This window comes from Streptomyces hesseae, from assembly GCF_031845785.1.
Classification (GTDB): Bacteria; Actinomycetota; Actinomycetes; order Streptomycetales; family Streptomycetaceae; genus Streptomyces; species Streptomyces hesseae.
Genome location: NZ_JAVRFI010000025.1, coordinates 19,039 through 37,597, shown reverse-complemented (window position 1 = coordinate 37,597; position 18,559 = coordinate 19,039). Strand labels below are relative to the sequence as shown.

The following is an 18,559-nucleotide window of genomic DNA, read 5'->3' as shown; positions in this document are numbered from 1 at the left end:
AACCCGTCCGTGACCGCTGATGCAAACGCCCTTACGAGCCCGCTTACGTCGCGGTCCGGCCGGGCCGCCGGGCGCCGGCCTACGCACTGAGCTCCTGCTGGAGCGCGTCCCGCAGCCGGGCCGCGCGCTCGGCGACCTCCGCCGGGCCGAGCTCGACCGCCTGCGCGCACCACAGCCGCCCCTCGGCGAGGTCGCCGCGCCGCGCCGCCAGCAGGGCGAGCCGCAGCGCGGCCCGGCCGTGCCCGGCCTCGGCGGCCCGGGCCCACCACAGCGCGGCCTCCTGCTCCCTGCCCTCGCGGGCCAGCAACAGCCCGAGGTTGAAGGCGCCGTTGCGGCTGCCGTTCTGGGCGGCCTCCCGGTACCAGTGGGCGGCGGCGGCCGCGTCACCGCGCTGGGCGACCAGCATGCCCAGACGCACCTGGGCCCGCCGGTGGCCGTGCCGGGCGGCGCGCTCGTACCACTCCTCGCACTCGCCACGGGTCTCGTCGTCGCGGTCGAGCAGGGCACCCAGCCGGAAGGCCGCCTCGGCGTTGCCGCCCCTGACGGCGATCCGCAGATGGCGCTCCGCCTCGTAGGTGTCCTCGGCGGCGCCGTCGCGCAGCAGGGCCATGGCGACCTGGAGCGCCGCGTCCGTGTGCCCGGCGGCCGCGGCGCGCTCGTACCACTGGAAGGCCAGGTGCTCCTCGTCGCGGCCGGTGTAGAGGATGCCCAGGTTGAAGGCGGCGTCCACGCTGCCGGCCTCGGCGGCCTTGGAGAACCACGGCTCGGCGCCGGCCGGGTCGCCGTTCTGGAGCAGCAGGACGGCCAGCGCGTTGGCGGCCTCCTTGTGCCCGGCGTAGGCGGCGCGGCGGTACCACTGCTCGGCCTGAGCGGTGCGGCTCTGCTCGGAGCAGAGCAGGCCGAGGTTGTACGCGCCGTTGATGTCGCCGGCGTCCAGCGCGGCGCGGTACCAGCGCTCGGCCTGCTGGGGCTCGCCCCGGTCGGCGTGGAGGGCGCCCAGGGCGTTGGCGGCGTTGCCGTCGCCCTCCTGGGCGGCGCGGCGCCACCAGACGGCGGCGCTGTCGCCGTCCCCGGCGTCGCGCAGCAGGAAGCCCAGGGCGCAGGCGGCGCGCGGCTCGCCGTCCTTGGCGGAGGTGAGGTACCAGCGCGCGGCCTCCTGGGTCTCGCCGCGCCCCTCCAGCAGGGTGCCCAGGTGGAGGGCGGCACGGCGGTGGCCGCGGGCGGCGGCCTGCCGGTACCACTGCTCGGCCTCGCCGGCGGGGCCGTCCTGGCGGCGGCCGCCCGCGGCCGCGGCGCGCAGCTCGCGCACGGAGGTGTCACCGCCGGCGACGTTCACATGGCGGCCGCCGGTGGGCGGGCCGAGGCCGGCGGCGAGGCCGTTCGCGGCGTCCTGGGCGGCTCGTGGCGCCCGGCCGTCGAGTATCCGCGCCAGCCGGTACGCGGCCTCGCGGTGGCCGCGCTCGGCGGCGGAGCGGAACCAGCGCTCCGCGCCCACGTCGCCGCGGTGCTCCAGCAGGTCCGCGAGGGCGTACGCGCCCAGCGCGTGCCCGGACTCGGCGGACTGCCGCAGCCAGTACTCGGCGGCGGGCTCGTCGCCGCGCTCGCGGTGGTAGCGGCCCAGGGCGTGGGCGGCCGCGGCGGAGCCCGCGACGGCGGCGACGCGCCACCAGGTGGCGGCCTCGTCGGCGTAGCCGCGCTGGTGCAGCAGGACGCCGAGGTTGTTGGCGGCGGAGCGGTCGCCCTCGGCGGTGGCGGCGCGCAGATGACGCTCGGCGCCGTCGAGGTCGCCGCGGCGCAGCAGGAGGGCGCCGAGCCTGCTCAGGGATGCGGGGTCCCCGGACTCGGCGGCACGGCGGCGGGCCGTCTCCAGCTCCAGGTCGGCCGCCTCGGTGGCACAGGAGGACTCGGATCCCTCCCGCGTCCCGGCGGTCCCCACCGGCCCCCCCGGGCCGGACGACGACGGGTCCTGATCATCCCGGTGGCTCCCGTCCCCGGGAGCCTCTACAAGCCGACGTGTTTCCAACAGCCTCGCCTTGTCCCCCATAAGTCCCATCGTCGCACTCCCGCAACCTGCGTACACCACGAATACCGCAGTCAGTGAGGTCACTTCAGCGTTTTGTCGACTTCCCGACTTCCCGACACGGCGGTGCCCCAAACTCTAATCAAAAGCCCCGCACACAACCCGCACAGACCACCCGGACAGCCGACAGCGGTCTCGCGCACGGCACTCGGGCGGCCGTCAGGCGGCCCGGTACGCGAACAAGGCCCGGAGTCCGAGGACTCCGGGCCTTGCCTTTGAGTAGCGGGGACAGGATTTGAACCTGCGACCTCTGGGTTATGAGCCCAGCGAGCTACCGAGCTGCTCCACCCCGCGTCGTTGTGGCACAACCGTACCACGACGACGCGGGGGGCGGCGACGTCAGCTGCCGGGCTTGGTGCCGGCGGGCGCCGCGGCCTCGGCCTTGGCGATCCGGTCGAGGGCGGCCTTCAGATCCTGCTGGGCCTTGCCGTAGGCGGCCCAGTCCTTGCTCTCCAGCGCCTTCTGTCCCGCGTCGAAGGCGTCCTGAGCATCCTTGACGGCCTGCTTGACCGTGGGGTTCTCACTGGCCGGAGGCGTGGGGCCCTCGGTGGGCGGCTTGGTGCCGGGCTCGGGGCTCTTCACCTCGAACACGGCGTCGAGGGCCTTGCCGAGGTCGTCCTCGAAGGCGGTCTTGTCGCCGTAGGTGACCAACACCTTCTTCAGACGCGGGAAGTTGGAGCCCGCGCCGCGCACATAGACCGGCTCCACATACAGGAGGCCGTCGTCCAGCGGCACGGTCAGCAGATTTCCGTACTCGATCTCGGAATCGCCGCGCTTCAGAATATTGATCTTATTGGCGATCTCGGGGTCGCCGTTGAACTTGCTCTGGACCTGCTGGGGACCCGAGGTCGTGGTCTCCGACGGCAGCTTCAGAATTCTGATCTTTCCGTAACCGGAGCTCTTGGCATCGGCGTCGACGGCCATGAAGGCGCCCAGGTTCTCCCGGCTCTTCGGCGTGAACGTCGTCGTCAGCGAGAAGGCCGACGCCGGCTGGCCCGGCATCCGCATGCTCAGGTAGTACGGCGGGACCGCGTTGCCCGACTTGTTGGTCGGGTCGTCCGGGACCTGCCAGCGCTCACTGCCGGTGTAGAACGTGCCGGGGTTGGTGACGTGATAGCGGGTCAGCAGTTCGCGCTGCACCTTGAAGAGGTCCTGCGGGTAGCGCAGGTGGTCCAGCAGACCGGCGCTGATCTCGCTCTTCGCCTTCACCGTGCCCGGGAATGCCTTCATCCAGGTCTTGAGCACCGGGTCCTTGGTGTCCCACTGGTACAGCTTCACCGTGCCGTCATAGGCGTCCACGGTCGCCTTGACGGAGTTACGGATGTAGTTGACCTGATTCTGCTGAGCCACCACCGCACGCTGCCCGGTGGTCAGCGAATCGGCCGTGGAGTCGCCGAGCGTGGTGCGCGAGGCGTAGGGATAGCCGTTGGTCGTGGTGTACGCGTCGACGATCCACTGAATGCGCCCGTCGACCACCGCCGGATAGGCGTCGCCGTCGATCGTCAGCCACGGGGCGACGGATTCGACGCGCTCCTTCGGGGTGCGGTTGTACAGAATCCGCGAGCCGTCGCCGATGGCGCCCGAATAGAGGATCTGCGGCTCGCCGAACGCCACCGCGTAGGCGGCCCGGTTGACCGGATTGGCGAGGCTGACGCCGCTCTTGCCCTCGTAGCTGTAGCTCTTCTCGCCGCTGTCGCCGGAGTAGTCCAGCTCCTTCTGCGGGCCGCCCACGATGGAGTACTGGGTGGTCTTCTCGCCGTAGTACACCCGCTGCTCGTACTTTCCGAGCGCGCCCTTGGTGGGCAGGTCCCGCTCGGTGAAGGCGGGGTCGCCCTCGCCGACGGCGGTGGTGCCCTTGGCGGTGATGGCGCCGTAGCCGTGGGTGTACTTGAAGTGGTCGTTGATCCAGTTGCGCTCGGGGATGCCGTTGATGTTCAGCTCGCGCAGACCGATGACCGTGTCCTGCTCCTTGCCGTCGACCTTGTAGCGGTCGACGTCCAGCGTGGAGGGGAACTGGTAGTAGCCCTTCACCTGCTGGAGCTGCTGGAAGGTGGGCGAGACGATGTTCGGGTCGAGCAGGCGGATGCTGGCGGTGGAGTCCGCCGCGGCGCGCAGCCGCTCCTTGTCCTGCTGGCTCTTGCCCTTCAGGTCGCTCTTGCCCACGTAGTCCGTCACCTCGGACCCGTCGATGCCATAGGCCTCACGGGTCGCGGTGATGTTCTTCTTGATGTAGGGCGCTTCCTTGGCCTGCTCGTTCGGCTGGACCTGGAACTTCTGCACGATCGCCGGGTAGAGCCCGCCGATCAGCACCGCCGAGAGCACCATCAGGCCGAAGCCGATCACCGGCAGCTGCCAGGTGCGCCGCCAGAGCGTCGCGAAGAACAGCACGGCGCAGATCAGCGCGATGATGAACAGGATCGTCTTGGCCGGCAGATAGGCGTTGGCGTCCACATAGCGCAGCCCGGTCCAGCCCTCGGTGGACTTCAGGCCGCTGGACTTCACGGCGAGCCCGTAGCGGTCCAGCCAGTAGGCGACGGCCTTCAGCGTCACGAAGACGCCGAGCAGCACGGACAGGTGCCCCGTGGCCGCCGCCGTGGCCCGGCCGCCCGGGCTGGTGAGCCGCAGACCGCCGTAGAGGTAGTGCACCAGGGCGGCGGCGATCAGCGACAGGACCGCCGCCGCGAAGCCGAAGCTCAGCAGGAAGCGGTACCAGGGCAGGTCGAAGGTGTAGAAGGAGATGTCCTTGTGGAACTGCGGGTCCCGCTGCCCGAAGGACACGCCGTTGACCCACTGGAGCCAGGTACGCCACTGGCCGGCGGCGGACGCGCCCGCGACCAGGCCCACCAGCGACGTGACCGCCAGCAGCACCCACCGCTTGTAGGGGGCGATGCTCATCCGGTAGCGGTCGAGGCTCTGCTGCTCCATGGACATCGCGCTCAGCGGCGGCCGCAGCCGGTGCGCCAGCCAGATGTTCGTTCCCACCGCCAGGGCCATCAGCAGGCCGAAGACGGCGAACAGGCCGATCTTGGTGCCGAGGGTGGTGGTGAAAACGGAGGAGTAGTCGACCGAGCGGTACCAGAGCCAGTCGGTCCAGAACCCGGCGAACATGACGAAGAGCATGGCCAGCACCGCCAGCACGCCCAGGGTCATCAGCAGGGTCCGGACACGCCGGGACGGTCGGCCGACTCTGATCCGTGGCCCGGACGGGCCTCCGCCGCGGTCCGGCATCTGGAAAGCCAAGGTGCGCACCTCGAAGTTCGCTGTCGATGAAGCTTGTCGATCGAGCTCGACCGAGCCGCTGTGAAGCTGGGGGAACGAGCTGTCGATCAGGCCCACGCGATAGTAGGACCCACTGTGGCAACTTACCGACGCTTTACTCGGTTCCCGTTTTCGGGCTCGGTCAGGGCACGATATTGACCATGTCCAGCAATACCGGTTCGAACCTTCCCGGCTCCCAGGAGCCCAGCGTCCCCATGGCGGCCAGCCCGCTCACCCGTGCCGTGCTCGAGATCGACGAGTACGCCTCCACCCTGGGCTGGGACCAGCCCGCGCGCCTGTTCGCCCTGGTCGACACGGCCCGGCTGCGTTCCCAGGAGCCCGGCCTGGCCGCCCAGCTCGGCCTCGACGACGAGGCGTCGGCCAGCGCCTCCTACACCCCCATCGAGCAGGAGGAGCTGCCCAAGGGCACCGCCCTCGACAAGTTCCTGGGCACCATCGCCTGGCCCGACGCCGTGGTGGGGTGCGCCCTGACCGTGGAGCGGCTGATGCTCCCGCCGTCCGCCGAGACGTCCGTACCCCACGGCCTGAAGGAGAAGCAGCTCGCCGCGTGGGTCGCCAAGCACCCGGACCGCCAGGAGGTCCGGATGACGGTGGCCGTGCTGCGTGACGGCGCGCGCGAATCCGCCATCCGGCTGCGCGAGAAGGACTCGCCGACCGAGGTCCTCACCGGTGCCGACCTGGTGCCGGGCCTGGCCGAGGCGCTGGCCGCCACCTTCGAGGACTAGAAAGCCAAGCGCTCGGAGGCTCTGTGAGGGGGCCGATCAGCCCGTCTTGCACTGGGGCAGGCCGGCCGTGTCCCCCTTGCGGAGCTTCTCCAGCGACTGGAGGGCGTCCTTGATCGTGTCGACCTTGATCAGGGTCAGGCCCGACGGGGTGTCCTTGGCGGCGGCCGCGCAGTTGTCCTTGGGCGTGAGGAAGTAGCGGGCGCCCTTGTCGCGCGCCCCGACCGTCTTCATCTCCACGCCGCCGATCGGGCCGACCTTGCCGTCGTCGTCGATCGTGCCCGTGCCCGCGATGAACTTCCCGCCGGCCAGATCGTCCGGCGTGAGCTTGTCGACTATCCCCAGCGCGAACATCAGCCCGGCGCTGGGACCGCCCACGTCCGCCAGCTTGATGTTGATCGCGAACGGGAAGGTGTGGTCCGTACCGGCCTGGATGCCGACGATGGCCCTGTTGTCGTCGGGTGCCTTGTTGGTGACGAGGGTGACCGTGTCCTCGGTCCTCGGCTCCCGCTTCTCCTTCTCCGCGGCGGCCGCCTCCTTGGCGGGAACGACCCGGAACGTCACCTTTTCGCCGGGCTTGTGCCGGGTGACCAGCTTGGCCACGTCACCGGGCTGCTTGATCTCCGTGCCGTCGACGGACTTGATCACGTCTCCGGCGTGCAGCGTCCCCTCGGCGGGGCTGCCCTTGACGACGGACGACACGACGATCCGCGAGCCCACCGGGATGTTCAGCTCCTTCAGGGCGGCGACCTTGGCGCTCTCCTGGGATTGGCTGAACTCCTCCGCCGTCTCCTGGTTCAGCTCGTCGGGGGACTTGTCGTCCGGGTAGAGCGTGCTGTGCGGGACGACCAGATTGTCGTGGGCGAGCCAGCCCCAGACCGCCTCCACCAGATTCATCCGGTACTGCGAGCCGGTGACGCGGACCGTCGTCATATTGAGATGACCGGTGGTCGGATACGTCTTGCGCCCGGAGATCTGGAGCACCGGCTCACCGCCGTGCTCACCCAGGGTGTTCACCGTCGGCCCCGGGGACATCTCCGCGTAGGGCACGGGGATCAGCACGCCTGCGCAGAGCAGCGCGATCAGCATCAGGAGGGAGGCGAGCATCGTCGCTGTCCGGCGGGGCATGGAACGACAGTACGGGACCGGTCCGACAGCCCCCTCCCGGGGCGGTCCGTCCGGGGCAGATATGGGAACTCTCCGACGATTCGCGTCAGCTCGCCGGACCGGATCCGGACTCGGCCCGTTCCATCGCCTCACGGAACTTGGCGTAACCCGCCAGCTCCGCGACATCCCCGGACTTGCGGTTTCTGGCTGCCCAGCTTCCCCAGAGCGCGGCCACCACGGCCGCCGCAGCGGGAATCAGCAACCAAGCGAGCGCCGCCATGCCGGCCTCCGACCCCTTACGCAATCGCCATTGAACCGATGAGCAGATTAATCATCTTCGGTCTCAACGCTTACGTCAGGGGGCCGGTTACGCAACCAGGGACGGCCCAATAGTGGCCAGCTTCGGACACCGAGGCCGCCGCTACGCGCCAACCCACTCTTCGGTGCCGTCCGCGAAGGTCTGGTGCTTCCAGATCGGCACCTCGCTCTTGAGGTCGTCGATCAGCCGTCGGCACGCCTCGAAGGCCTCCGCCCGGTGCGGGCACGAGACCGCCACCACCACCGCCAGGTCCCCCACGGCCAGCTCCCCCACCCGGTGGACGGCGGCCAGCGCCCGCACCGGGAAGTCGGCCGCGACCTTCTCCGCGACCCGGCGCAGCTCGGCCTCGGCCGTCGGGTGCGCGGAATAGCCGAGCCCGGTGACGTCCGCGCCGCCGTCGTGGTCCCGGACCGTACCCACGAAGAGGGCGGTGCCACCCGCCGCGGCGTCGCCGACCGCCGCGAAGACCTCGTCCACGGACAGCGGCGTCTCCCTGACCGCCAGGAGGCGTACGGGGTCCCCTGCGGCGAGCTCGCCGGGGTGGTCGTCGTGCGTACGGGGGCAGGGCGTGCCGGAGGGCGGGTGAGGTGCCATGGAGCCAATCGTGCCGTATGCCCGCGGCCGGCCATCGTGGCGATTCCACCAGCGCCCGCGCGAGGCGCCCTGTGCGGTTCTACGGGCCCCGGAGGCCCCACCCGGACCGGGAAGTCGCCCACGCCCCTTCCGGCCGCGCAGGACCCTTCCCCGGGCCTGTACGCCCGCACGCCCGTACATCCGTGCCCGCGGGCTCCCGTGCGAACCGCTACAACCGCTACAACCGGCGGCGGGCCTTGCGGGCCCTGCGCACCAGGGCCGCGGTGCCCAGCAGCGCGACGGTCGCACCGGCGGCGCCCGCCGCTGTGGCGTCCTTGCGGCCCAGGCGGCGACCGGCGACGGTGTGGCGGCCGGCGACCTCCTCCAGCAGCTCGGCGAGGACCTCCTCGTTGGTCCAGCGCGGCCGCCAGCCCGCGTCGTGCAGCCGGTGGCCGCTGACCACCCAGGGGTGCATCGTGTACGCGAGGTCGCCCGCGGGGGACGGGGTCAGCCCCAGCCGGTGCAGCCGGGAGGCCGCGCCGAGGGCGACCGCCGAGGGCAGCTCCATGCGGCGGATGCCGGTGAGCTCCTCGACCTCCTCCTGCTCCAGCCAGCCGTCGCAGCCGACGGCCAGCTCCCCCTCCGCCTTCTCCAGGGCGGCGAACTCCAGCGCGCTCACCAGGTCCTCCACATGGCAGAACTGCCAGGTCGGCCGGGATCCGGCGACCACCAGGAGGCGGGGCGACTCGAAGTAGCGGGTCAGGGCCGTGTCGGTGCCGCCGACCAGGACGGCGGGCCGCAGCACGGTGACGTTCAGGCCGGGGTGCGCCCGGGGCGCGCGCCTGGCCAGCCGCTCTATCTCCAGCAGGTCCCCCACGCCCGTCGCCTCGGCGGTGGCGCGCAGCTCGGCGTCCTCGGCGAGCGGAACGTCGTTGTCCGGGTGCGCTCCGTAGACCATGGCCGAGGTGCACAGCACCACCCGGTGCACCCCTGCGGCCGCCGCGGCGGTCAGCACGGTCTGGGTGCCCCGCACGTTGTAGGCGGTGCGGGCGGCCGCGTCGCCCTCCAGGTCGAGGTCCAGCGCGAGGTGGACGACGACGTCGGCGCCCCGCAGCTTCTCGGCGATCGCCGGGTCGCGGACGTCCAGGACGTGCCACTGCGCCTCGGTGACGTCGCCGCGGCGCTCGTCGATCGCCACCACGTGCTTGATCTCCTCGGACGCGGCGAGGCGCCGCGTGAGCAGCGCTCCGACGCCGCGTGCGGCACCGGTGACCGCGACGACGGGCCGGCGGCCGCGCGCGGGCATGCCGCGCGGCGCCAGGGCGCGCGGGATCGCGCTCTCGCGCGCGGAACCGTTTCGCGCTGCGCGAACTTCTCGGTCGGCTTCTCGGTCGGGGGAACTCACCGGGCGTCTCCAGCGGTTGTCTTCAGTACGTATGTGCCATCACGTTTGTCATGACGCGTACGTACCAGGTGACGTCCATCCTGCCGCAGGCCCCGGACGAGCGGAGCACCAAGCCCGGATAGCGGCGGGGTGTCTACGCTTGGTGGTGTTGTCGGGCATTCGCCGCCGGTCCGGAGCCGGCGGCCCTACGAGCCGAGGAAACCCGTGAGTGACACCCCATTCGGATTCGGTCTTCCGCCGGAGGAGCCGGAGAACGGCGACGACGGCAAGAAGGGCGGTGGCCAGGGAGGCGGCCAGGGGCCCGCGAATCCCTTCGGGTTCGGCGGACTCCCCGGCGGCGGGGACAACCCCTTCGCCGCGATGTTCGGCGGCTCCATGAACCCCGGTGATCTCGGTGCCGCCTTCCAGCAGCTCGGCCAGATGCTCTCCTACGAGGGCGGCCCGGTGAACTGGGACATGGCCAAGGACATCGCGCGCCAGACCGTCGCCCATGGCACGGCCGACGGCTCCAAGGACGCGAGCGTCACGGACGGCGAGCGCGCCGCGGTCGAGGAGGCCGTGCGCCTGGCCGACCTGTGGCTGGACGGCGTGACGTCCCTGCCGTCCGGCTCGGGCACGGCCGTCGCCTGGTCCCGCGCGGAGTGGGTCGAGGCGACCCTGCCCGTGTGGAAGGACCTGGTGGACCCGGTCGCCGAGCGCGTCGGCGCCGCCATGGGCGGTGTGCTGCCCGAGGAGATGCAGGCCATGGCCGGCCCGCTGCTCGGGATGATGCGCAGCATGGGCGGTGCCATGTTCGGCACGCAGATCGGGCAGGCCCTGGGCGTGCTCGCGAACGAGGTCGTCGGCTCGACCGACATCGGCCTGCCGCTGGGCCCCGCGGGCAAGGCCGCGCTGCTCCCGGTGAACATCGAGACCTTCGGTTCGGGCCTTGAGGTCCCGAAGGAGGAGGTCCGGCTGTACCTGGCCCTGCGCGAGGCCGCCCACCAGCGGCTCTTCGCGCACGTGCCGTGGCTGCGCTCGCATCTGTTCGGTGCCGTCGAGGGCTACGCCCGGGGCATCAAGGTCGACACCTCCAAGCTGGAGGACGTGGTCGGCCAGCTCGACCCCACCCACCCCGAGCAGCTCCAGGAAGCCCTCCAGCAGGGCATGTTCCAGCCGGAGGACACCCCGGAGCAGAAGGCCGCGCTGGCCCGCCTGGAGACGGCGCTCGCGCTGGTCGAGGGCTGGGTGGACGCGGTCGTGCACGCGGCGGCGGCCCCGCATCTGCCGTCCGCCGACCGGCTGCGCGAGACGCTGCGCCGCCGCCGCGCCTCCGGCGGCCCGGCGGAGCAGACCTTCGCCACGCTGATCGGCCTGGAGCTGCGCCCCCGCCGGCTGCGGGACGCCTCCCGCCTTTGGGCGTCGCTGACGGACGCGCGCGGCCTGGAGGGCCGGGACGGCCTGTGGGAGCACCCTGACATGCTGCCCACCGCCGCCGACCTGGACGACCCGGACGGCTTCGTCCACCGCGAGCACCTGGACTTCTCCGAGCTCGACAAGATGCTCGGCGAGGCCGCCAAGGGCCGCGGGGCGGAGACCTCGAAGCCCGAGGACGGCAAGGGCGAGTCTGGGGACGAAAAGGGCGAGTCCGACAAGTGAGCCTTCACGAGAACGCAGTCCTCGTCCTCAAGGAGTACGCGGACCAGCCGGAGCTGCGCGACGTCTACCTGGACCACCTCGCCGCCCACCCGGACGGCATGTGGAAGCCCTGCCAGGCGGGGCACGTCACCGCGAGCGCCCTGGTGATCGACCCCGCGCGCGGCAGGGTGCTGCTCACGCTGCACCGCAAGCTCCGGATGTGGCTCCAGATGGGCGGCCACTGCGAGCCCGGTGACGCCACGCTCGAGGAGGCCGCGCTGCGCGAGGCCACGGAGGAGTCCGGCATCGCGGGGCTGACGCTGCTGCCGGGCGGCCCGGTGCGGCTGGACCGCCACCCGATCCCGGCGCCGTGCAACTGGCACCTGGACGTGCAGTACGCGGCGCTGGTGCCGGACGGGGCCGTCGAGGCGATCAGCGACGAGTCGCTGGACCTGCGCTGGTTCCCGTACGACGAGGTGGGCTCGGTGGCCGACGCGTCGGTCGTCGAGCTGCTGCGCCGGACGCTCGAGCGCCTGTAGGCGACACGGCGTTCACTCGCGGACGATGTGTCGCGGACGACGTAAGGGGCGGTCACCCATGGTGACCGCCCCTTACACGTCCGAGCGCTTCCGCTCAGTTCGTCCAGATGTTGCCCTGGTTCTGGGCGTGGGCGCCGTGCTGACCCAGACCGTACTGGGCCATGAGGCCCTGGCCGATCTCCGTGCCCTGCGGCGGCAGCAGCTCGCTGGGCTGCACCAGCGCGTAGCCATGGCCGGAGAAGCTGAGCTCCCAGCCCTCGCCCGTGCCGCCGCGGCGCCGCCACACACCGGACGAGGACGTCTGCGCCTGCATCTGCACCCGCAGCGACGCCGACCAGGCGACCACCGCGTCCGCGTCGGCGCTGACGACGCGGTCGGGGGTGACCTGGAGCATCAGCGGATGGCCGGAGGTCATCAGCGCGACCTTGCCCTGGCCGGAGATGTTCAGCTGGTACGCGCCCGTACCCGAGATCCCGTACTGGCTGTCCACCGCGATGGTCTCCCAGTGGAGGCTGGAGTCCAGGGCCAGGACGTAGGCGCCGTCGACTGTCAGGCCATCCCGGTCCACGTCCATGATGTGGACGTGCTGGGCGAGGTTGGCGAAGTAGACCGTGCCCTGGCCGGAGCAGCGCATCAGGTCCAGGCCCTCACCGGTGTGGGTGCGGGATTGCTGCTGACCGCGCGTCTGGTACTCGGCGTCGAACTCGACCATGCCCTGGTAGGCGACCATCGAGCCCTTGCGGGCGAGGACGTCCTCGTGACCCGTGAGGGCGACCCGCAGCATCTGCGCGTTCTGAAGGGCGTAGCGGTCCTGTGTCTGGGTCTCGGCGTAGGCGAAAAGCGGGCTCTGCATGATGTTCTCGTTCTCCCCCTCAGCCCCGGGCCCGGAGCCGGTCGGTGCTGTCCTCGCTGGGCTGGACGACCACGAAGCCCTCGCCGGAGAAGCCCAGTTGGTAGGCCTCGCCGCTGCCCCGGCCGATCAGGGAGGACGCCTTGAAGCTGCGCTTGCCCTTCATCCGGAGGTTGCTGGACCAGGCGACGAGCGCGTCGGGGTCGACGTAGGTCTCGTCGTCGCCGCGGCCGCAGTCGACGACGATCGGTGTGCCGCGGGAGGTCAGTGCCACCCAGCCGGTGCCGCTGATGCCCACATTGAACAGGCCCTGCCCGGCGAACTTCGCCATGCCCTTGACGCGCTCGACGCCCCACTGGAGCTGGGCGTCGAAGGCGAGGACGTTGGTGCCGTTCACGGAGAGGGACTCGCCGTTGAGCTGGAGGCAGACGACGTCCGCCCCGTAGTCGGCGAGGTAGAGCAGACCGTCGCCGTGGCAGCGCATGAGGGGGACTCCCTCACCGGTGAGCCACTGGGAGGCCATCTGCCGGACGGCGGGCGGGTTCGGGTCGTACTGGACGTAGCCCTCGTAGGCGACCATCGAGCCCGTGCGGGCGAAGAGGTCCTGGCCGGTCATCATGGCGACCTTGAGCATGCTGCTGCCGTGGTTCTCCATGCGCGGCCCCGACGGTACGGGGGCGGCGTGGCCCGGGAACGGCGGCTGGCCCATCGGCATCTGATGCATGGTCATTTCGACTTCCCTCAGACCTCGTAGGGCTGGACGACGATGAAGTTGCCGGGCGCGCCCCGGAACTGGAGGTTCACGGCCTCTCCACTGTGGCCCGCGTAGGCGGCGCGGCGCAGTCGCACCTGGCTGGAGATGATCACCTGGGCGCCCGCCGACCAGGCCACGATGGCGTTGCTGTCGGCGAAGGTGGTGGGGGTGACGGGCAGCACCACGGGCGTGCCGTGGGTCTTGACGACGACGGTGCCGGTGCCCTGGAACTGCATGGTGAACAGCGCCCCGCCGGGGATGCCGTGGCCCTCGATCCGGCGCACCTCGTGGTGCAGCGACTCGTCGAAGGCGAGCACCGCGTCGGCGCTGACGCAGATCGCGTCGTTCTCCAGCTGGATGGGGTGGACGTGCGCGGAGTTCTCGGCGAGGAAGACCTGGCCGCGGCCGGTGCAGCGCATCAGCTGCATCTCCTGGCCGGTGGCGCCGCCGACGATGCGGCCCATGAAGCCGGCGCCCTTGTAGCCGAAGTCGACCTTGCCCTGGTAGAGCACCATGCTGCCCTGCCGGGCGAGCACGGGCTGGGGGTCGGCGCCGAGGTCGACGCGGATGAGCTTGGAGTTCTGGAGCGTCCAGCGCTGTCCGGTGGGCACCTCGCGGTACTTGTCCAGCGCCGCCTGGACGCCGGGCACGACGGGCGGGGGCGTGCCGGGGGCCGCCGGGGCGTACGGGCCGGGGTGGCCCTGCTGGGCGGGGGCGTGGGGCTGCTGGCCGTACGGGGCCTGCGGGGCGCCCGGGTAGGGCTGCGCGGGTGCGCCGGGCTGCCCGGGGGGCGGGGGCGGCGCGCCGTACGGCTGCTGCGCGGGGTACGCGTGGGCCGGGGCGGCGGCCTGTCGGCCGTACGAGGCGTGCTGCCCCGGAACGCCGGGCGGGCCGGGCGGCGGGACGACGCCGCCGGGGGGCGTGTGGCCGCCACCGGGCGCGTGGCCGGAGGGTGAGGGGCCCGTGGGCGGGTGGCCGGCGCCGGAGAAGTAGCCGGGCGGGGCGATGGGCGCGGCGAGGGTGGGGGCGGCGTGCACCTGGGCCGCCGGGGGCGGGGTGCTGCCCTGCGGGGGCGCGAACCCCTGGGCGGGCGCCGGGGGCTGGGGCGCCGGGGCGGGCGCCTGCTGGGCGGACAGGGGCTGCTGCCCGGACGGGGGTGCGAAGGCCGGGGGCGCACTGGCCTGCGCCGGGGGCGCGAATGCGGGCGCGGCGGCGGCCGGGGCGGGGGCCTCGGCCGGAGCGGGCTCCTCTTCCTCCAGGACCTCGCCGCCGAAGTTCGTCAGCAGCGCCTCTAGGCCGCCGTCGAAGCCCTGCCCGACGGCGGCGAACCGCCAGACGTCCTTGAGGTAGATGTCACCGAGCATCACCGCGCGCTCGGTGGTGAACTCCGTGCCCGTGAAGGAGTAGCGCGCCACCTCCACGCCGCCCGCGACGACCCGGAGGTAGCCCGGGCCGGCCTGCGACATCTGGCCGGCGCCGTCCAGCGTCGCCGTGAAGCTGAGCTTGCGGATGTGGGCCGGGACGCGGTCGAGCGTGACCCGGAAGGATTCCGTGTCACCGGCCTGCGCGCCCAGCTGCTGGATGGCCTCCTCCGGCGACTTCGGCTGATTGAAGAAGACGAAGTAACGGTCGTCCGAAAGTTTCTCGGCGGCGTCGAGGCCGAAACAGCTGACGTCGAAGGTCAGGCCGGGGCCGCCGATCTGCACTCCCACATACAGATCCGTCCCCGCCGTCAGGTCACTGATCTTGGCCTTGTGGCCGCGCTGGAATTCCCTGGACATGCGTGACGCCCGTCCCCCATCCGTACCCGTGGTGAATGCGTTGCGCCAGGCTAACCGCTGGCGGCGACAGCCGCCGATCCCGGGGCGGCCCCGCTCACGGACCCGTCACTCGCTGCGGGCGGCCGGGAGGTGGGGCAGCCGGTCGGCGGCGACCACGCCCTCGAGGTAGCCCCGGGCGCGCTCGGTGCGCGGGTACGCCTCCAGGAGCCGCCAGAACTCGGGGCCGTGGCCGGGGACGAGAAGGTGCGCCAGCTCGTGGAGGAGGACGTAGTCGACGACGTACTCGGGCATGCCCTGGAGCCGGTGCGAGAGACGGATGCTGCCCTCGGCGGGGGTGCACGAGCCCCAGCGGGTGTTCTGATTCGTGACCCAGCGCACGGAGGCGGGCCGGGCGCGGCCGTCCAGATACTGCTCGGAGAGGCGACGGGCCCGGTCGGCCAGCTCGGTGTCGCCCAGCATCCGCCGGCTCTCCTGCGCCGCGAGCTTGTCGAGCATCACGCCCACCCAGCGCCGCTCCTCCGCGTCCGACATCCGGGCGGGGATGAGCACGATCGTGCGGTCGCCCTCGCGGTACGCGGAGACCGTCCTCCTGCGGCGCGTGCTCCGCCGGACCTCGACCGCGTCGGCCTCCTGGCCTCGGGAAAGCGGGCTCGGGGCGCTGCGCGGTGGTCTCGCGGCACTGTGCAGGGGGTCGACGGGCACGCCCCGACGTTACCCGCTGGCGGTACGGGAAGTCCCGCCCCTCCGTCGGTTGTCGGGGAAAGACCCCAAGGAGCGCACGGCTTGTACGACTAACGCCCCCTTCCTGTGGACAACGCCGCGCGGCCGACGGCCGGGGCGGGCAGGCTGTGGCACGGACGAGGGGGGAACCATGCGGACGACGACCACGACCACGATCACGACTACGACCGGGATCGGGCCGACCCTGATCGGGCCGACCGGGATCACGCATCCGATGCTCAAGCCCGCGCTGCGCCGGGCCTGGCGCAGCCGGGACACGGTCCAGTTCGGGGTGGCCCACGCGCACGCGGTGCTGCTGGGGCCGGTCGACACGGCGACGGGCTCCTTCCTCGGGCTGCTCGACGGGACGCGGGGGATGCCCCTGCTCCGCGAGGAGGCCCGGGGGATGGGGCTGCCGGAGGGGCGGGCCGACGAGCTGGTGGGGCGGCTGGCGGCGGCCGGGCTGCTGGACGATCCACGCGGGGGTGGCGCGGAGGCCGCCGCGCTGCGGGGCCGGGGCGGCGGCCTGGAGCGGCTGCGGCCTGACCTGGCAGCACTGTCCGTGCGCCATCCCGAGCCCGGTGCGGCGCTGCGGGTGATGGCCGCGCGCCAGAGAGCGCGGGTGCAGGTGCGGGGCGCGGGGCGGGTGGGGGCGACGGTCGCGGCGCTGCTGTCCTCGTCGGGAGTGGGCCGGGTCGATGTGCGGGACGGCGGCTGTGTGGAGCCGTGGGACGTGGCGCCCGGGGGTGTGGGTGCCGAGCGGACCGGGGAGCGGCGGGACGTCGCCGCGCGGCACGCCGTACGGCAGGCCGCGCCCGTGCCTCCGCCCCGGGGCCGGTCGGGCGGTTCCCGGGGCGAGCGCGGGGAACGGGCGGAGGAGGGCGAGGAGAAGCCGCTGGGGCTGGTGGTGTTCGCGCCGCGTGACGGCCTGGCGGCCTTCGCGCCGGACCCGGCGGCGGCCGAGGAGCTGATGGCGGCCGGGACCCCGCATCTGTACGCGGGGGTGCTGGAGGCCACCGGGCTGGTGGGTCCGCTGGTGCTGCCGGGCGGGTCGGCGTGCGCGGGCTGTATCGAGCGGGAACGGGCCGAACGGGACGCGGCATGGCCGCGGATGCTCGCCCAGTGGAGGTCCGGGCGCGTCTCGGGGGTACCGTCTTGCGACATGGCACTGGCCACGGTCGTGGCGGGGCTGACCGTTGCGTGGGCGCTCGCCCTTCTCGACGGTGGAGCCGCGCCGGGCGCCGGGGTCCGGCTGGAGCTGGCGCTGCCGGATCCGGTCTGGCATCCCCGGCCCGTCGCACCGCATCCGCGGTGTCCGTGCGGTGCCGCGGCCCGGGACGACGGGATGTCCAGGGGTCGCGAAGGCGGCGCACGGGAGAATGACCCGGTAACCGCCGTCCGAGGCGTGGCTGTTCAGCTAGTTGGAGGGGCGCATGTCTGATCTACCCCGCAAGGCGGTCACGCGTACCGTCAAGTTGGCCGCGCTGCCATTGGGGTTCGCGGGGCGCACGGCGCTCGGGCTGGGGAAGCGCATCGGTGGCCGCCCGGCGGAGATGATCGCCGCCGAGCTGCAGCAGCGCACGGCGGAGCAGCTCTTCTCGACCTTGGGGCAGCTCAAGGGGGGTGCCATGAAGCTGGGGCAGGCGCTGTCCGTCTTCGAGTCGGCTCTCCCCGAGCAGATCGCCGGGCCCTACCGGGCGGCGCTCACCAAGCTTCAGGAGGCGGCTCCCCCGATGCCGGTGGCCTCGGTGCACGCGGCGCTGACGGAACGGCTCGGCGAGGACTGGCGCGAGCTGTTCGAGGAGTTCGAGGACAAACCGGCGGCGGCCGCCTCCATCGGGCAGGTGCACCGGGCCGTCTGGCACGACGGGCGCGAGGTGGCCGTCAAGGTGCAGTATCCGGGAGCGGGTGACGCGCTGCTCTCGGACCTGACGCAACTGGGCCGGTTCGTCAAGCTGCTGGGGCCGCTGGTGCCCGGGATGGACCTCAAGCCGCTCATCTCCGAGCTGCGCGACCGGGTGTCGGAGGAGCTGGACTACGAGCTGGAGGCGCGGGCCCAGAGCGCCCACGCCCGGGAGTTCGCCGGGGATCCCGATGTGACGGTGCCGGACGTCGTCCATCACGGGGATCAGGTGCTGGTGACGGAGTGGCTCGACGGGGTGCCGCTGTCCGAGGTGATAGCGGACGGCAGCCAGGAGATGCGGGACCGGGCCGGGCAGTTGCTGGCGCGCTTCCTCTTCTCCGGCGCGGCCCGCACCGGGCTGCTCCACGCCGACCCGCATCCGGGCAACTTCCGGCTGCTGACCGGGGACGCGCCCGACGGCCCGCCGGAGAAGTGGCGACTGGGGGTGCTGGACTTCGGCACGGTCGACCGGCTGCCGAGAGGGCTGCCCGTCGAGATCGGCACGGCGCTGCGGCTGACTCTCGACGGCCAGGCGGACGCGGTCCACGAACTGCTGCGCGACGAGGGCTTCGTCAAGCCGGAGATCGAGCTGGACCCGGGGGCGGTGCTCGACTATCTCCTGCCCATCATCGAGCCGGCACAGGTGGAGGAGTTCACCTTCACCCGGGACTGGCTGCGGGCGCAGGCGACCCGGATCGCCGATCCCCGCTCCCCCGCGTACCAGCTGGCCAGGCAGCTCAATCTCCCCCCGGCCTATCTGCTGATACACCGGGTGACGATGAGCACCATCGGGGTGCTCTGCCAGCTGGGCGCCACGGTACGGCTGCGTGACGAAATGGAGGCGTGGGTGCCCGGTTTCACCATCGACGAGCGTAGTCAGGGCACTTCCGCCTGAGGACGATCCGGGGCG

At 72.3% G+C, this 18,559-nt stretch carries 15 protein-coding genes and 1 tRNA gene; 5 read left to right on the top strand and 11 right to left on the bottom strand.

From position 1 onward, the window contains the following. Positions 1 to 79 precede the first annotated feature (79 nt). The 3 genes from RM609_RS28275 to RM609_RS28265 form a co-directional block, all read right to left on the bottom strand. Positions 80 to 2,053 (bottom strand): tetratricopeptide repeat protein, encoded by a 1,974-nt coding sequence (locus tag RM609_RS28275; RefSeq protein ID WP_311614416.1) that lies wholly within the window; start codon positions 2,051 to 2,053, stop codon positions 80 to 82. A gap of 247 nt (positions 2,054 to 2,300) precedes the next feature. Beyond that, positions 2,301 to 2,374, bottom strand: a tRNA-Met gene (locus tag RM609_RS28270). 45 nt (positions 2,375 to 2,419) lie between these two features. Then, the gene (locus RM609_RS28265; RefSeq protein ID WP_311614511.1) at positions 2,420 to 5,308 is read right to left on the bottom strand and encodes a UPF0182 family membrane protein; all 2,889 of its coding nucleotides are present in this window, start codon (positions 5,306 to 5,308) and stop codon (positions 2,420 to 2,422) included. Between the two features lie 191 nt (positions 5,309 to 5,499). Between RM609_RS28265 and RM609_RS28260 the strand changes: the two genes are divergently transcribed. Further along, positions 5,500 to 6,084, top strand: a complete 585-nt coding sequence (locus RM609_RS28260) for a PPA1309 family protein (protein WP_311614415.1) — start codon at positions 5,500 to 5,502, stop codon at positions 6,082 to 6,084. 36 nt (positions 6,085 to 6,120) lie between these two features. On the opposite strand, the gene RM609_RS28255 is transcribed toward RM609_RS28260, so the two are convergent. From RM609_RS28255 to RM609_RS28240, 4 genes are all read right to left on the bottom strand, one after another. After that, positions 6,121 to 7,209, bottom strand: coding sequence for a YlbL family protein (locus RM609_RS28255; RefSeq protein WP_311614414.1), 1,089 nt, complete (start codon positions 7,207 to 7,209; stop codon positions 6,121 to 6,123). A gap of 85 nt (positions 7,210 to 7,294) precedes the next feature. Further along, positions 7,295 to 7,468, bottom strand: a complete 174-nt coding sequence (locus tag RM609_RS28250) for a hypothetical protein (RefSeq protein ID WP_164737834.1) — start codon at positions 7,466 to 7,468, stop codon at positions 7,295 to 7,297. A gap of 141 nt (positions 7,469 to 7,609) precedes the next feature. Further along, complete coding sequence (locus tag RM609_RS28245) at positions 7,610 to 8,101, bottom strand: molybdenum cofactor biosynthesis protein MoaE (RefSeq protein ID WP_311614413.1); 492 nt, start codon at positions 8,099 to 8,101, stop codon at positions 7,610 to 7,612. 217 nt (positions 8,102 to 8,318) lie between these two features. Continuing rightward, positions 8,319 to 9,485, bottom strand: coding sequence for an SDR family oxidoreductase (locus tag RM609_RS28240; protein WP_311614412.1), 1,167 nt, complete (start codon positions 9,483 to 9,485; stop codon positions 8,319 to 8,321). 204 nt (positions 9,486 to 9,689) lie between these two features. On the opposite strand from RM609_RS28240, the gene RM609_RS28235 reads away from it, so the two are divergent. Both RM609_RS28235 and RM609_RS28230 read left to right on the top strand, forming a co-directional pair. Beyond that, the gene (locus RM609_RS28235) at positions 9,690 to 11,123 is read left to right on the top strand and encodes a zinc-dependent metalloprotease (RefSeq protein ID WP_311614411.1); all 1,434 of its coding nucleotides are present in this window, start codon (positions 9,690 to 9,692) and stop codon (positions 11,121 to 11,123) included. Beyond that, complete coding sequence (locus RM609_RS28230; protein ID WP_311614410.1) at positions 11,120 to 11,641, top strand: NUDIX hydrolase; 522 nt, start codon at positions 11,120 to 11,122, stop codon at positions 11,639 to 11,641. Before RM609_RS28235 ends, RM609_RS28230 begins: the two co-directional genes overlap by 4 nt. Positions 11,642 to 11,735: 94 nt before the next feature. Here the strand turns inward: RM609_RS28230 and RM609_RS28225 are convergent, their stop codons facing one another. The 4 genes from RM609_RS28225 to RM609_RS28210 form a co-directional block, all read right to left on the bottom strand. Beyond that, on the bottom strand, positions 11,736 to 12,494 hold the full coding sequence (locus RM609_RS28225; RefSeq protein WP_311614409.1) for an AIM24 family protein: 759 nt from the start codon (positions 12,492 to 12,494) through the stop codon (positions 11,736 to 11,738). A gap of 19 nt (positions 12,495 to 12,513) precedes the next feature. Then, positions 12,514 to 13,215, bottom strand: a complete 702-nt coding sequence (locus tag RM609_RS28220) for an AIM24 family protein (RefSeq protein ID WP_438828559.1) — start codon at positions 13,213 to 13,215, stop codon at positions 12,514 to 12,516. 17 nt (positions 13,216 to 13,232) lie between these two features. Then, positions 13,233 to 15,026: a TerD family protein gene (locus RM609_RS28215; RefSeq protein WP_311614408.1), complete on the bottom strand. Its 1,794-nt coding sequence runs from the start codon at positions 15,024 to 15,026 to the stop codon at positions 13,233 to 13,235. A 105-nt stretch (positions 15,027 to 15,131) separates the two neighbouring features. Beyond that, complete coding sequence (locus RM609_RS28210; protein ID WP_311614407.1) at positions 15,132 to 15,728, bottom strand: M48 metallopeptidase family protein; 597 nt, start codon at positions 15,726 to 15,728, stop codon at positions 15,132 to 15,134. Between the two features lie 253 nt (positions 15,729 to 15,981). On the opposite strand from RM609_RS28210, the gene RM609_RS28205 reads away from it, so the two are divergent. Both RM609_RS28205 and RM609_RS28200 read left to right on the top strand, forming a co-directional pair. Next, entirely contained in the window at positions 15,982 to 17,187 is a 1,206-nt protein-coding gene (locus RM609_RS28205; RefSeq protein ID WP_311614507.1) for a ThiF family adenylyltransferase, read from the top strand. Then, entirely contained in the window at positions 17,180 to 18,544 is a 1,365-nt protein-coding gene (locus RM609_RS28200; RefSeq protein WP_311614406.1) for an ABC1 kinase family protein, read from the top strand. Before RM609_RS28205 ends, RM609_RS28200 begins: the two co-directional genes overlap by 8 nt. Positions 18,545 to 18,559 lie beyond the last annotated feature (15 nt).